We start from the raw sequence: 14,640 nt of genomic DNA on the forward strand, positions 1-14,640 counted from the left end.
GTGTCTGAAGTATCTTCAAGTTGTTTATCATACTCAGTTACAACATCGTCTACTTTTTGAACCAATTGAGTGAGATCTTCCAATGATAACTCTTCAGCCGTTTCACGTTCAATTTCAGGTAAAATTTCATTCTTAAGTAACTCATTATATAGCTGGTTTGACTTTTCAATTAAACTCTCATGATAGTTCTCAATGGATTTCTTCCAGACGAACGTAAATTTATTCGCATTCGCTTCAATCTTTGTGCCATCAATAAAAATTGCTTCTTGATCAATAAGCTTTTCTTCGATCAATTGGCAACGGAATTGGACAAAACATTCGCGAATTAATTCTTTAACTTCTGGTTGAACACGGAATCGATTGATTGTGCGGTAGCTTGGTTCATATCCTTGAGCTAACCACATCATACGAATACTGTCTTTTAATAGGGCTTCAATTTTGCGTCCAGAAAAGACCGATTGTGTGTAGGCACACAAAATAATTTTAAGCATCATGCGTGGATGATAGGCAGGACAACCCTCATTTCGGAGAAATGATTCGAACGCTTTATGAGGGATACTTTCAACTAAATGATGGACATGGAAGGCAATATCATTTTTTTGTAATTTCACTTCTAGATCTAAAGGCAAAACTAGTTGATTCATGATATAATTTTTAAACATAAGGACCCTTCTTTCTGATGAGATTTTGTGTGGTAACTTTATTTTATCAGAAGTGGTCCTTATTTTAATTCAAAAATAATCAAAGCCGGTGAAATTTTACTCGTCGTAAAATTTCACCGGCTTTTTCATATCAGAGTTGGGTTTTGTCCCAGCCTCTTTTAATTATTCTATTCAAATTTTAATGCATCGCCATCAAATGCTTCATCTGCAACTTTGATTGAATCTGTAGGGCATCCTTCAAGTGCATCCATCATATCATCTAATAGAACATCAGGAATTTCAACAATTCCTTGATTATCGTCTAATGTTACGAATGCAATACCTTCATCATCATAATCATAAATATCAGGTGCTGCTGCTCCGCATGCACCACATGCGATACATGTTTCTTTGTCAACAATTGTGTACTTTGCCATCAAAATACCTCCCAAAGTTATCTATTAATAAATTAGTTCCTCATTAAAAATGGAAACGAGTTGCTCATTCCTATTGTAAAACTGTTTTAAAAACTTTTCAATAGAAAAGTCATTGAGAATACTTATCATATAAGGCTTTCTAGCTCGTTAAATAAAAGTAGTAATCAGTGATTAAGACGTTTTTTATAGAGGTTTGATGAGAATAGTTCACATTACTTCTTCAATATTTGCTAAAATAAATATATCTATTCATTTTGAGTTTATTTACCTTAAGGTGATCATATGAAAACTCTCAATTATTTTTCTGTAGTAGTTTTATACTGTCTTAAGAAATTGAAAGGTGAGCGATCTGTTGCTGCTGTACACCATCTGTTAAAAGGCAAAAAATCTTCACAAACAATACATGATGGTAAGCTATATGACTTATCAAATTTGTTTTCGGTCTTACCAGATCATTCAATACACGAAGTTACAAAAGCTGTTCATTTATTAAAAGAACAAAATTACATTAGAGAAATTGAGAAAGATCATTACGACGTAACAATAGTTGGTGAAAAAATAGTTACACAATATTTATTGGAAAGTCCATTGCCGGAAAAGCTTGACGGTTGGAAGTATAACAATGTGGCTAGTCATTTTTGGAAAAGACTCACCTTAATTGTGCAGGTGCTCTCAAATATTTCTTATAAAAATCAGCAATATACACCTATTCAGACGAACGAAAGCGTTCAAAAATGGGTCAAGGATTTCTTCAACCACTATCAAGGAAACAAATTAGTGTTGATAAATAATATAGCTAATGAATTAGAATTATTACTTTCTTTGTTGCCAGAAAAAAAAGCGGATCTTTTTGTTCTTAGGCTATCAAGTTTTGATCGGATAGGCTTGACATTTAAACAATTATCAACAATGTATCGTGAAGATGAGACGTATATTGTTATTACTTTTCAAGCTATATTACATGAAATAGTTAATTTAGTTGAACTAAACAAAACTAAAATGCCTATTTTAGCTAAAATGATTGCTGATATTAACTTTCCATATCCACTAACAGTTTCTGCTCGGAAAACGCTAGCTTTAATTAACAACGGGAAATCAATAGATCAAATTTCTAAAATAAGGGATTTAAAAGAGAGCACAATTGAGGATCATATTGTTGAAATTGCTCATAACATTGAAAATTTTAGTATAGAACCATTTATTAATACAAATAAGATAGCACTCATTCAAGCTCAAATAAGGGAATTGCAAACAAATCAATTAAAGCTTATTAAACAGGCATTAAATTCAACCTTTTCATATTTTGAAATTCGTCTTGTTTTAGCTAAAAGTGGTGGAGTAAATGAAGTTGGAAACTCAATTAAATAACCGATTTGGATATCAAACATTTCGAACTGGTCAAAGGGAAATTATTGAGGATATATTAGCTGGTAATGATGTTGTAGGGATGCTGCCAACGGGTGGGGGAAAATCAATCTGTTACCAATTACCAGGTTATATGTTGAGTGGCAGTATTATAATTATCTCACCATTAGTATCTCTAATGGAAGACCAAGTTCAACAGCTTAGGATGAATGGTGAAAAAAAAGTAATCGCACTAAATAGTTTTTTACGAACGGGTGCTAAACGCCTTGCTATTCGCGATATAGCAAGTTTTCGCTTTATTTATATTTCTCCAGAAATGCTGCAATTACCTCATATAATTTCAGCGCTAAAGAACATCAATGTTTCACTATTTGTAGTAGATGAAGCCCATTGTATATCCCAATGGGGACATGATTTTCGTCCAGATTATTCTAAGCTAGGTGAAATAAAAGAAATGTTAGGTAATCCAACTTGCCTTGCGTTAACTGCAACAGCAACAAATGAGGTAGTTACAGATATAAAAAAATCATTAAATTTACATGATGCGAAGATGCATATTTATTCTGTAGATCGACCAAACATCGCTTTATTAGTTGAAAAAGTTAATACAATTGAAGAGAAAATAGACAAGCTTCTACATTTCATTCGATCTTTGAAGGGCCCAGGAATCATATATTTTTCAAGTAGAAATTGGACTGAAATAATAGCAGAAAGATTATTAAACGAAGGAATAACTGATGTCGCTTATTATCATGGAGGCATGGACCAAGAACAACGTATGTTAATACAACAACAGTTTCTCCATGATCAATTACATGTTATTTGTTGCACGAGTGCATTTGGTATGGGTGTTAACAAATCTAATATTAGATTTGTGATTCACTTCCATTTTCCAAGCCAATTTGAATCTTATGTTCAAGAAATAGGACGTGCGGGGCGTGATGGTAAAAATAGTATTGCAATCTTACTTCATACCGTTGGTGATGACAAATTACAAAGAGGAATTATCGAACATGAATTCCCGACAATTAAACAAGTTGGAAAAGTAGTTAATTACCTAGATCATTCTGGGAAGATAAGCAGCGTTTCCTCTTTTAATAAACAACATGATATAACCATCATAGACGAATATCATTTGACAGAAGTACAGTGGCGATTATTAAAGCATCTAATAATGCAACTACCAAAGTTGATGAATAATAAAGTTGATAAGGGTGAAATCATCAGTGTAATTTATGAAGAAGTACAAAGAAGAATTGAAGAGAAATACTTGAAGTTACATAAAATGCTGGAATGGATTGAATGTAACGATTGCCGAAGAGAACATTTACTAGCATATTTTTGCGAGAAGCTAGAAAAGAAACCATCTAGTTGCTGTGATAATTGCTCATTTCAAATAAACAACTTTTATCAAAACTCTGAGAATACAAAACCTAAACCATTTAATTGGAGGAATGAGCTAAATCGAATGTTTAAAGTGAGTGAAAATAGATGTTAAATAATAGGCAACAACGTTTATTACAAAATATGGACGATCGAGAAATTTTATTTCATTTGTACGCAACACAAACATTATTGATTGTGGCCGCGATTATTTTTGGTTTTTTTCTATTTCCAGATTTTAATTCGTTCAAAGCACTATGGAACTTATTGGATTTCCGTATCATTATATATGGTGGTGGAATAGCGTTATTTGTAATTATAACTGACTTGTTATTTATGAAATATTTACCAAACGAGCTAGTTGATGATGGTGGACTTAATGAAAAAATTTTTCAGCATCGAAGCATACCGCATATATTCTTTTTAACTATCGTCATTGCCTTTTCAGAGGAGTTATTATTTAGAGGTGTTATACAAACTCATTTTGGCATTGTCGTTGCTAGTTTAATATTTGCTCTTTTACATTTTCGATATCTTCAAAAGTGGGTTCTATTCATTTCAGTTATATTTTTAAGCTTTTTATTAGGATATATGTTTTTAAAGACAAATAACTTATTTGTCACAACCTTTGCACATTTTTTAATAGATTTTATATTAGCTGTCAGATTGCGTCTAAATTATATAAGTAGCAAAAGACATAGTAAGAGGTGATTGGTATGTCTAATAAGAATGAAAAGTTGCAGGATCAAGCTACACAATTACGGGACAGGATTGCAAATGCTGAAGAGGAAAGTGTAAAAAAATCAGTGTTGCCTCCTAGAAGTCAGGTACATAAAGCAAAAAAAAAGAAAACGAAATTTAGAATTAAATACCCGATTATTCGTTTGTTAGCTCTGTTTTTTATATTATTGCCAATTGTAATCCTTAGTATTGCATACAGAAACGCTAATAATACTTTAGATACCAATAGTAAGGGTCCTGTGAAAGTGAATATCCAATCCCCTAACAGAGGGAATGTGGAGGACGAAGAAAGCTTTCAGCAATCTGAGCCAATAGGAAGTGAAAGTGTTGAAGAAGACACCACAACCAATCATGCATCCAGCGAAACGAATATAGAGAATGGGGTCGAACAAGAGACCGAAATAACAGATAGTAATTCTTACATCATTCATTATGTGAAAAATGACGAAACGTTATTTAGCATTTCAATGAAATATTTTAATAGTAAATCTGGAATTGAGATCATAAAACTAGCAAATAATATACAAGGAAATAGTATATTTACAGGGCAAAAACTTCTTATACCAACGAGACAGAGCGAAAGCAAATAAGTGTGCTTTCGTTTTATTAAATAAGGCTCTTTTCGCAATTGGTGCTTTTTTCACTTAGTAACTTATGTGAAACGATAAATATTGTTTATTTCTATTGAATATTTCACTTCAGGCTCATTTCAACATTTCTACTTGCAGAAGAAAGTGCCTATTAACACGCTTGGTAGTCAGGAATGGAAGATAAGGTCATTTATTGCCTCTATGTCTTGTCTAGCTATTTTCTAAGCCTTTTGAGCCGTTTCTTTAAACCATAAAAGATGAAGCGTTTTTATGATTTGAAACTCCAGCATGTTGTCGTTGATCAAATCGCTACCTTATTTTGTTATGGCATAATACGTAGTCCAAGTTAATAGAATAGGAGTAAAGTGAGCTGGAGGTGGTTATGATTGAGGAGAAAATAAAGCAATTACATACAAATACAGATCAAGTAACAAAACAATTGCTTCAGCATCTCGTTGATAGAAAGCGTAAATTTGAGTTTATGAAACAAAGAGTGAAGGTGCTACAGTATACTTTACTATTTCTGTGCATCATATTCTTTCTATATATTTTATTCTTCATTGTACAGCCATTTTATTATTCTACAAGTAAGATCATGTCTATCTTTCTAGGAGATGAAATTCATTTATTTGTATTGCTTACCATATTTTCTGTGTATGGTACAATTCTTTATTATAAAAAGAAGGTTGACAAAACTGAGAAGGAATTTCATGATTTACGCTGTGAAGTAATAAGAAAGAGTATTGAGCTATGGCCACAACCTATTAAATGGCATGAAAGAGAACGTGTTTTCGATTTAATGCAGACTGAATATGATATAAATTTATACCATGAAAGTAAATAGCTAATGAGTTAAAGTCATTAGCTAAAAGAATCTCTTTTGATCTTTTTCCTCTTTTAATATTTCTACAGCCTCTCGAAAACGTTGCGCATGAATAATTTCTCTTTCTCTCAAAAAACGTAATCCATCATTCAAATCGGGATCGTCACTTAAATTGATAATCCATTGATAAGTTGCCCTAGCTTTTTCCTCAGCTGCAATATCTTCATACAGATCAGCAATCGGATCACCTTTTGCTGCAATATAGGTTGTCGTAAATGCATCACCACTTGAGTTTTCGTAAAACAAGGCTTTTTCATGATTTGCATAATGTGAACCTAAACCTGCTGCTTTCAATTGTTCAACAGTAGCGTCTTTTGTAAGTTTATAAACCATCGTTGCAATCATTTCTAGGTGAGCAAATTCTTTTGCACCTATTTGTTGTCTGTGTAAAATGTGGGAGTTATTTCTAACGAGAAGTCATCTAATCTTTGGGTTTTATCTTTAGCATAGACAGCCTCGTGTACAATAAGCTTTAGTAGTTTATTTTTCTCAGGTGGGTCATTAGATTGGAGGTATAACCTTAAATTAGTTTCAACTTTTGGAACTATATTTGTTTCAGTGGTCAATCTGTTTTTTTCTGAGGAAATCTCTTCTTGGATTTTTTCTAATGCTCCATTTACTTTTTGTAACCTTAAGGCTATTTTTTGGTTTCTGTCTAAAAAAGTTTCTTCAGAATATACACCTCTTTCTAAGAAATCATGTAGTCGATCTTGTTGTTTTAACAGTTCAGATTTTTCTTGCTGAATACTCTTCATAATATCTTCTTTATCTAGGCTTTCATTGTCGTTGTCTATACGATTTACAGATCTTAGATCAGTCTTGTATTGTAATAAACACTCTTCAATAGCCTTTATAAGTTTAAGCTCAACATACTCGAATCTGGAACTTTTGTTGGAACACAATTGATTTGAACATATAATGTGAGCAGGTTGATTTTTATAGGGTCTCCTCACCATAGCACTGTTACACATTCCACAACGGATAATACCAGCTAAAGGGTTAGTTATCTTACCGTTTGATGTTCGAACTCTTTTTCTAGATTTAAAAATTTCCTTCGCTTTATAAAAAATATCTTCCTCAACTAAAGGAGAGTGTTTACCGTCAACAATTTTCCACTGATCTTTATTAGCCCGAGGTCTAGATGTTTTTAATTCACCATCTACTTTTGTTTTTATCTCTGGTCTTGTATTCCATTTAATTTTTCCTATGTAAATTGGGTTTTGAAGTATATCACGAATTGTTGCTACTATCCATTTACTATTTTTTCTTGTTGGAATACCTAAATTGTTTAGGTGCCTTGCTATAAGACCAGTACCTTGATCTTGATGAACATACATATCAAAAATCATTTTAACAATAGGTGATTCATTTTCATCAGGTACAAGAGTTATTTCATTGTGCTCTGTTTTAATTTTTTTATAACCATATGGAGCAACACTTCCTATATAATTTCCTGCTTCTATACTTGCAACACGCCCACGTTGCATACGTCTTGTGATTAGCTTTAATTCTCTTCGTGCCATAAAGCTTTCAAATTCGCTGTATTCTTCGTCAAACTCATTTGTAAGGTCATATGTCTTCCGAGGTGTAATAATCTTTGTATTTGAGCTTCTGAACGTTTCTAGGATTAAACCCTGTTCCTGCATATTCCCCCTGCCTAAACGATCCATGTCCATTACAAGAACTGCATCAAAAGATTTATTTTCTACTTCCTCAAGTAAACGTAGCATTTCAGGTCGTTTCATTAGTGATTCTCCTGAAACTATCTCTTCTAGAATTATTGATACATTGAGCTTCTTTTCTCTTGCTACTTTTAATAAAGTTTTTTTATGCTTTGCTAATGTTTCTCCTTCACCACGAGACTCTGCTTCAAGGTCAGCACGTGATTTTCTTAGATAAATAGCAACCTTTTCCATTTGATCACCCCAAAATCAGATATGTTCTTTTTTCTTAGTATATGTAAGTAATTATGATTACAGTTGAATCCTATTAAATGAATTATAAATATATTAATATTATTAAAAGAAATATAAAGAAAAATGAAGAAATCTATAGTTTTATTCAAAAAAATGAGCTCTAGGTAGGAAAACAAATAATTTATTTTTCTGATATTATTTTATTATTACCTTTTTGTGTAAATCATGCTGAATAATGAGTAATTTTATCAAGTTACATATAAGAACTTGCGTTCGTGCATTTGTGAAATATATAATCAATTATAGTTACATTTTTATATAAATAAATATATCTGATACATTGTATTCTTTATCTAAACCCTTTTCCTTAGCAATTGCATTTAGTGTGGAAATAATGGATAACAAAGTAGTTATCTTAACACTTTTCATTCTATTATGTACTAAATCTTGAATTGTACTTGGGCGCAACTTAGCCTCTATTGAGAGTTTATATCCTGAAATATTTAACTCTGACAATGCTTCAGACAATTTACATTGTATTCTTTCCATGATGACCATTCCTTTCATACGAATAATGAGAATTTTTTAAATATCTCATTTGGTTGTATATCGAAATAAAGTTTAACTATTTACGTTAGTCACACCATATGATACACTAAATAAGTAAATAATTCCATAATTATAAATATATTGTTTTTCCTTTTGCAGGGGGGGTAATGTGAAATTAATTGATCTTAGAAACTACATTTTAAAGGATTCTAGGGGACAACGAGAAATAGCACGATTAATAGATGTAAAATCTAAAAGCACTGTTTCAAATTTTATAAAATATTTTGAAGTAGGTAAACCTGAACCATCAGTGAAAACTGTTTTAAAATTATATATGCTTTACGGGAATAATAAACAAGATTTAGAACTGTTAGAAGATTACGGTTTAGTTTATATCGCTAAATCTAGTAATCTAAAAGAATTAATGGATTATTGTTTAGAGAAAAACATGTTTCAACTTGTGGGGAAATTATCTGATAAAGGTAAAGGAATGAAGTATCCAACACTACAAATAGCTATGATATACGGGCTAATTGCAAAAGCTAAACTAAAAGAAAACGGGGTTACTTGGGGTGATATTTATGTAGAGAGTGTAAATATTAATTGCTCAAACCCTCAAGTTTTATTTTTGAAAAATTATGTAAAAGCACTTTATCTATTAAATGCTCAGAATTTTGATGGAATAAGTGAAAGGTATTTAAAACTGAAAAATGTCTGTTTGTCCATGTTGGAGAATATTGAAGATCAAAAGAAGATTCTAATGTATACTAAATTTAAGCCTAGAGTTAATGAATTGCTAATAAGAGCACTAGTCAAGCTTAAGGATTATGCCAAAGTTCGTAAAATAGCTCAAGAAATCATAAATAGTGAAGTAGGAACTAGACATAAAGCATCTGCACATTATGCATTAGGTTCTTCTTATTTATATGAAAATAAAGACAAATGTATAAGTCATCTGGAAATGTCTTCAAAGCTATATTTTGAGTGTGGTATGTTTACAGATTCAAATCATGCTCAATTCCAAGTAGAATTCTCTTCTATATACTGGGGGGAAACAGTTGGGTTAGAACCTATATCTCCTATCAATCAAGCATTCTTATTAGCCACTATTGGGAAGATGGATGAAGCTAAGATAAAATTAGGGAAAGAAACTGAATATGATGGATATAATGCAGTTTTTGTTAGGATAGTACGAGCCTTAATTGAACCATCAGAAATGATTGAACATGATTTATTGAATCAAGCGAGAGTACAGTTTGAAATGTGGGGAGACACGCATTTTGCTGATTTACCCTATAAAGTTTTTAATAGGCATAAAGCATCTAAGGAGGTATATAGATAATGAAAAATTGGATCAAGATGAGTTTCCTTGCTTCTTTGTTAGTAATATCAATACCTACATTTGGATATGCGGATTCACCAAATGATAAAATTATTGAGAAGGAGAAACTAATAATTCTCAAAAGTAGTAACAATGAACCAGAAGGTGGTTAATATCATTGAAGGGCAGTATCTCACTAGAGGTACTGTCCTTCAATCGTTTTAAAGAGTGGACATCAAAAGTCATAGTGTTAATTTTGTTGTCCACTATACTCTATAAAATTTGTTCTTGATAACTAACTGAAAAAGAAAACAGTAATAATATTAAAGCAAAGGATAGAGAGGTAGTTATATATGAAAACAGACTTGTTAATAACACTTCAAAAATTAGCTAAATATAAAGAATTAAATAATCTACACGCTGTTCAACTTGTAGAAAAGATAAAAAATGAAAAAGCTGCCTCTATGAAATGAGGGAGCTTAGAAATTTTCTTGTGCTGATTTAATTTTTACATAGGCGGTAACTTCTTTTATAATTTCCTCCCTTTTCTCACTTGGGAGACTTTCAATAATTTCATATAACTCTTTAGCTTCAGCTGAAATTTTAATTTCCTGTTCAGATGTTAGTGTTGGATTATCTGAATTCCCCAGCAGATAATCTAAAGTTACGTTATAAGTAGTAGCAAACTTTTCAAGGATTTCTATAGATGGCTTACGTTCACCACGTTCAAACTTTGACACTCCAGAAAATGTTAGTTGTAATGTTTCACCCACTTCTTTAAGTGTAAATCCCTTGTTTTCTCGTGCTGTACGCAGTCTTTCACCAATAACTTCATATTTCATTAACTTGCCTACCCTTCTAAGTAAGAGTACCTATACTTCTATTAATTGTAACAAAGAAATTTGCCAATTTGAACAATTTTACTCAAATTTATTTATAACTACTGTTGACATTGTACGTTTTGTACAAATATAATGTAAGTAACAATTGTACATAACGTACAATTATTTGAGAGGTGGACAATGAAAAATAGAATTAGAGAGATAAGAAATGAAAATGGATTAACCTTAAAAGAGCTTTCAGACCTCTTGTATATATCTGTTTCTGCCTTAAGTAAAATCGAAAGGGGTGAAAGAAAATTAACCATTGAAATGGCACATGAAATTGCTTTAGTTTTTGAGATTACATTAAATGATTTAGTAGATAAGTAAATTCTACTTTAATTGTACAACATGAACAATAAGTGGATTATAAATAACTGCAAATGTTAGGGGGATTCATAGTGGATGGAATTTATAGTGTTGTCCAATCCAAAATAGATCATAGACATATTCCAAGGAGGGAAATGTCTATGGGTGATAAAAAAAACAAACAAAAAAAGGAGTATTTAGCTACATATAAATTTGGAAAAACAGTAGTTAAAATTGTTGCTCCTCCACCAATGACAGAAGAGGAAAATCAGAGGCGTATACAAGACTTTTATAATGCTCTATGGGATATATGGGATTCTCTTTCTGTTGAAGAACAATTGAAACTGAATGCGGAAATTGAAGAAGAGAAGAGATTAGAGAATATGAGAAAGAGCCATGAAGTCAAGTGATTTTAACTTAAAAATATCGAGGTGAATATATGAACCAAACACTAACTATAGAACAAAATGGACAAAGGTTGCTTACAAGTGAAATTCTTGCTGAACAGTATGGCGCGAAAATTAAAATGCTAAACAACAACTTTGCAAATAACCAACAACGTTTCTTAGAAGATAAGCATTTTATCTTACTGGCTGGGATTGAATTAAGAAATTTCAAACGCGAATACGAAAATTTAGGAATCGCGCCTAACCTTAATAAATTATACCTTTGGACTGAGAAGGGTGCATGGCTTCATGCTAAATCCTTAAATACAGATAAAGCATGGGAAGCATATGAAATGTTAGTTGATGATTACTATAGGGTTAAACACGAAGCAAAAATGTTATCAGCGAGAGAACAATTATTAGCATCAGTGAGATTAACTTTAGAAAACTCTGAGAAAGTTGATCAGTTGGATAACAAAATAAAGCAATTGGAATACAAAGTTGATGAGCAAGTAACCTTGGATAGTGGACAGCAAAGAAGAGTACAAAAAGCTGTAGGTGCCAAAGTGTACGAGCTAACGATTGATAAGGAAGATCGAAAGGATCTATTTAGGGAACTCCATCGTGATATTAAGGACCGATTTGGCGTAGCAAGCTATAGAGATCTGAAAAGAAAAGAGTTAACATCAGCAATTAAATACATTGAAGCATGGATTCCAAAGAAGAAATTAGCATCATAATTCTACATAACTAGTAATCTCTCAATTTTAAGGAGGTGAATGATTATGACAATCCTAAATTATGATTACCCTATGAAAAAACAATTATTAGAGTTAATTAATCATGAAGCAATCATAGTGCAACTAATTGAAGTTTTAACTAAATCTGGGGATCGTAAAGAAGTTCGTTTACTGAATATTGAAAAAAGATTAACTAAAAATAGACGTATTTGTTTGCAAAAAGCTCTAGAACATAAAGAAATAGCAGTAAGCTGGACCAACAGCTTACTACACACAAATAAAAATAAACTAGCTTAATTTTATCATTGATAAACTAAGGCTTCAAGCTGTACTGGATAATCATACTTAATCATATGCAAAAGGTGGACAAGCTATGCTATCAATTATTCTTTTGCTGAAAAACCTTGAAAACAAATAAACCAAACGATAAAGGGTGGAGTGATTTTATATGGCGGTATATAGACAAGTACATTGTGAATTTTGGCAGGATGCTTTTGTGTTAGATCTTACTCCAGAAGAAAAATATTTTTACGTGTACCTTATGACAAACAGCAAGACCACTCAATGCGGTATTTACGAGCTTCCTAAGAGAATTATTGAGACTGAGACTGGATATAACAGAGAAACAGTTGATAAGCTTCTACAACGGTTTACCGAGTATGGAAAAATCCATTATAACGAAGCAACGAAAGAAATCATCATTTTGAATTGGATTAAATATAACTTCATCAATTCTCCAAAGGTAAAAAAATGTATTGCTAAAGAAGTAGCTCAGGTTAAACATGAACCCTTTAGAAACCTTTATATAACCTTATTAGAACAATATGGATACCGTATAGATGGACTATCTATAGACTTGGGGGAAGAAAAAGAAAAAGAAGAAGAAAAAGAAGAAGAAAAGAATAATAATAACTTGGTTGATAAAATCGATGAAAAAAATTTAGAAAATCAAAATTCCAATGAACCAAAAGATATAGAAGGTCACAAACAACAAGATCCAAACCCATTTGTTTTTTTTGAACAAAATGGCTTTGGAACAATCGGAAGTTATATTGCAGACAAAATCACTGGATGGATTAATGACCTTTCGCAAGAGCTTGTTATTGAAGCTATGAAACTAGCAGTTGAGCAAGGTACAAAAAAATGGGCGTATGTTGAGGCAATATTAAAATCATGGTTTAATGCTGATCTGAAAACAATGGAGCAAGTGAATGCAGCAACATTAGCACATAAAGAACAGCAAATGAAAAGAACGGTTCATGGAGGTCAACATCCAACTAGACAGGAGATATTGCCTCATTGGTTTGAACATAATCAAAGTCAATCTAGTGAAGATAAGGATCAAAATGCTGAAACAATTGATTTTGAAGCAGAAAAAGAAAAACTCCTTGAAAGAATGAAAAAATATAAGAGTAAGTAGTCATTCCCCAATCATTATTAAAACTTAAGGGAGGCATTTGTAATGGTAGATACGAGACAAGTAGCTATGCATAAAGGTATTTCAAATGATCGTGAAACGCTCTCTATTATCACAATATATGAACCTGGTATTACGAAGCAGCAAGTAAAGGTAGAGAATCCCTTTACAAAAAAGTGGGGAGTGTTATTGCAAGAAAAATCTAATTCAGAGTGGGTGAGAGAGTTATGACAAGGGAAGAAAAGGAGCAAATGGCACTACAAAAGAAAATCATTCGTGAAGATTATGCAGACCTCGACATAAGCAAATTACAGGCAAACAAGTCAAAATAACATTTCAGAAGGTGGAAAAAGCTTGAAAGTAGTTCAACCCATTAGAAACGTAGAAGAAATCGAAGCTATGAAACTAGTACTGTTAAAACAAAGCAAACGTAATTATTTTTTATTCACAATGGGAATTAATACAGGTCTAAGAATTAGTGATCTACTCAAGTTAAAGGTAAGAGATGTAAAAGGTCAAAGCCACTTGGTTATTACTGAGCAAAAAACGAAAAAGTCTAAACGCTTTAAATTAAATATCGAACTCCAAAAGCAAATTAATGAGTATACCACTAACTTGAATGATAATGATTATTTATTTAAGTCATTCCGAGGTTCAGACCATATTAAAAGATCTCAAGCATGGAAAATCCTAAATGAAGCAGCACAAGAAGTTGGAGTATCAGAATGCGGTTGTCATTCAACACGAAAGACGTTTGGGTACTTCTTTTACAAAAAATATAAGGATGTGGCTTTACTTCAAGAAATATTTAACCACAGTCACCCTTCTGTTACCTTGCGGTATATAGGAATTAGTCAAGACCTTGTGGATGAAGCTGTGGATAATTTTAGCTTATAATACTTATTTTGTATTGTGTTTATTAGTACCATTCTCTGGGAAACACGAAAGACCTGGTTAAAAACACAGCTGAAAAACATCTTTAAATCCGAACAATTTAGTGGATGGTCAGCTGCAAAATAGTTATAAAAACCGAACAATAGGAGGGCTTATGATGCGATGTAAGAAATGTGATACATCAGAT

19 protein-coding genes and 1 pseudogene are annotated in these 14,640 nt (G+C 32.0%); 14 read left to right on the plus strand and 6 right to left on the minus strand.

The annotated features are described in order from the left end of the window. Both ACSVDA_RS23850 and ACSVDA_RS23855 read right to left on the minus strand, forming a co-directional pair. The coding region (locus tag ACSVDA_RS23850) for a transposase (RefSeq protein ID WP_485886772.1) at window positions 1–662 on the minus strand (662 nt) is incomplete at its 3' end. Between the two features lie 167 nt (window positions 663–829). Next, on the minus strand, window positions 830–1,078 hold the full coding sequence (locus ACSVDA_RS23855) for a ferredoxin (RefSeq protein WP_214480082.1): 249 nt from the start codon (window positions 1,076–1,078) through the stop codon (window positions 830–832). Between the two features lie 282 nt (window positions 1,079–1,360). Here ACSVDA_RS23855 and ACSVDA_RS23860 point away from each other — a divergent pair, with 282 nt between their 5' ends. From ACSVDA_RS23860 to ACSVDA_RS23880, 5 genes are all read left to right on the plus strand, one after another. After that, window positions 1,361–2,446 carry a YpbB family protein gene (locus ACSVDA_RS23860; RefSeq protein ID WP_485886774.1) on the plus strand — a complete coding sequence of 362 codons (1,086 nt, stop codon included), beginning with the start codon at window positions 1,361–1,363 and terminating at the stop codon, window positions 2,444–2,446. Then, complete coding sequence (locus tag ACSVDA_RS23865; RefSeq protein WP_485886776.1) at window positions 2,421–3,941, plus strand: RecQ family ATP-dependent DNA helicase; 1,521 nt, start codon at window positions 2,421–2,423, stop codon at window positions 3,939–3,941. The genes ACSVDA_RS23860 and ACSVDA_RS23865 overlap by 26 nt, the downstream gene beginning before the upstream one ends. Next, window positions 3,935–4,537, plus strand: coding sequence for a CPBP family intramembrane glutamic endopeptidase (locus tag ACSVDA_RS23870; RefSeq protein ID WP_485886778.1), 603 nt, complete (start codon window positions 3,935–3,937; stop codon window positions 4,535–4,537). The genes ACSVDA_RS23865 and ACSVDA_RS23870 overlap by 7 nt, the downstream gene beginning before the upstream one ends. 5 nt (window positions 4,538–4,542) lie before the next feature. Beyond that, window positions 4,543–5,157: a LysM peptidoglycan-binding domain-containing protein gene (locus tag ACSVDA_RS23875; RefSeq protein ID WP_485886780.1), complete on the plus strand. Its 615-nt coding sequence runs from the start codon at window positions 4,543–4,545 to the stop codon at window positions 5,155–5,157. Between the two features lie 382 nt (window positions 5,158–5,539). Beyond that, window positions 5,540–6,001: a YpbF family protein gene (locus ACSVDA_RS23880; RefSeq protein ID WP_485886782.1), complete on the plus strand. Its 462-nt coding sequence runs from the start codon at window positions 5,540–5,542 to the stop codon at window positions 5,999–6,001. A 21-nt stretch (window positions 6,002–6,022) separates the two neighbouring features. Here ACSVDA_RS23880 and ACSVDA_RS23885 read toward each other — a convergent pair. The 3 genes and pseudogenes from ACSVDA_RS23885 to ACSVDA_RS23895 all read right to left on the minus strand — a co-directional run. Beyond that, a pseudogene (locus ACSVDA_RS23885) lies at window positions 6,023–6,415 on the minus strand (manganese catalase family protein); the annotation flags it as partial. Beyond that, window positions 6,412–7,956, minus strand: a complete 1,545-nt coding sequence (locus ACSVDA_RS23890; protein ID WP_485886784.1) for a recombinase family protein — start codon at window positions 7,954–7,956, stop codon at window positions 6,412–6,414. The gene ACSVDA_RS23890 and the pseudogene ACSVDA_RS23885, both read right to left, overlap by 4 nt. A 306-nt stretch (window positions 7,957–8,262) precedes the next feature. Then, complete coding sequence (locus tag ACSVDA_RS23895) at window positions 8,263–8,505, minus strand: helix-turn-helix domain-containing protein (RefSeq protein ID WP_485886786.1); 243 nt, start codon at window positions 8,503–8,505, stop codon at window positions 8,263–8,265. Window positions 8,506–8,674: 169 nt separating this feature from the next. On the opposite strand from ACSVDA_RS23895, the gene ACSVDA_RS23900 reads away from it, so the two are divergent. Together ACSVDA_RS23900 and ACSVDA_RS23905 are read left to right on the plus strand one after the other, a co-directional pair. Then, window positions 8,675–9,847: an AimR family lysis-lysogeny pheromone receptor gene (locus ACSVDA_RS23900; RefSeq protein WP_485886788.1), complete on the plus strand. Its 1,173-nt coding sequence runs from the start codon at window positions 8,675–8,677 to the stop codon at window positions 9,845–9,847. Next, entirely contained in the window at window positions 9,847–9,999 is a 153-nt protein-coding gene (locus ACSVDA_RS23905) for a hypothetical protein (protein ID WP_485886790.1), read from the plus strand. Before ACSVDA_RS23900 ends, ACSVDA_RS23905 begins: the two co-directional genes overlap by 1 nt. A gap of 306 nt (window positions 10,000–10,305) precedes the next feature. On the opposite strand, the gene ACSVDA_RS23910 is transcribed toward ACSVDA_RS23905, so the two are convergent. Then, on the minus strand, window positions 10,306–10,668 hold the full coding sequence (locus tag ACSVDA_RS23910; RefSeq protein ID WP_485886792.1) for a helix-turn-helix domain-containing protein: 363 nt from the start codon (window positions 10,666–10,668) through the stop codon (window positions 10,306–10,308). A 180-nt stretch (window positions 10,669–10,848) separates the two neighbouring features. Between ACSVDA_RS23910 and ACSVDA_RS23915 the strand changes: the two genes are divergently transcribed. The 7 genes from ACSVDA_RS23915 (at window position 10,849) to ACSVDA_RS23945 (ending at window position 14,456) form a co-directional block, all read left to right on the plus strand. Then, entirely contained in the window at window positions 10,849–11,037 is a 189-nt protein-coding gene (locus ACSVDA_RS23915) for a helix-turn-helix transcriptional regulator (protein ID WP_485886794.1), read from the plus strand. A gap of 140 nt (window positions 11,038–11,177) precedes the next feature. Further along, on the plus strand, window positions 11,178–11,426 hold the full coding sequence (locus ACSVDA_RS23920) for a hypothetical protein (RefSeq protein ID WP_485886796.1): 249 nt from the start codon (window positions 11,178–11,180) through the stop codon (window positions 11,424–11,426). A gap of 29 nt (window positions 11,427–11,455) precedes the next feature. Continuing rightward, a complete protein-coding gene (locus ACSVDA_RS23925) occupies window positions 11,456–12,142 on the plus strand; it encodes an ORF6C domain-containing protein (protein ID WP_485886798.1) in 687 nt (228 codons plus the stop codon). Between the two features lie 45 nt (window positions 12,143–12,187). Continuing rightward, window positions 12,188–12,439, plus strand: coding sequence for a hypothetical protein (locus tag ACSVDA_RS23930; protein ID WP_485886800.1), 252 nt, complete (start codon window positions 12,188–12,190; stop codon window positions 12,437–12,439). Window positions 12,440–12,590: 151 nt separating this feature from the next. Next, on the plus strand, window positions 12,591–13,562 hold the full coding sequence (locus ACSVDA_RS23935; RefSeq protein WP_485886802.1) for a DnaD domain-containing protein: 972 nt from the start codon (window positions 12,591–12,593) through the stop codon (window positions 13,560–13,562). A gap of 42 nt (window positions 13,563–13,604) precedes the next feature. Further along, entirely contained in the window at window positions 13,605–13,790 is a 186-nt protein-coding gene (locus tag ACSVDA_RS23940; RefSeq protein ID WP_485886804.1) for a hypothetical protein, read from the plus strand. A gap of 123 nt (window positions 13,791–13,913) precedes the next feature. Beyond that, entirely contained in the window at window positions 13,914–14,456 is a 543-nt protein-coding gene (locus ACSVDA_RS23945; RefSeq protein WP_485886806.1) for a site-specific integrase, read from the plus strand. Window positions 14,457–14,640: the final 184 nt, after the last annotated feature.

This window comes from Cytobacillus sp. Hm23 (assembly GCF_051842895.1).
Lineage (GTDB): Bacteria > Bacillota > Bacilli > Bacillales > SM2101 > Nanhaiella.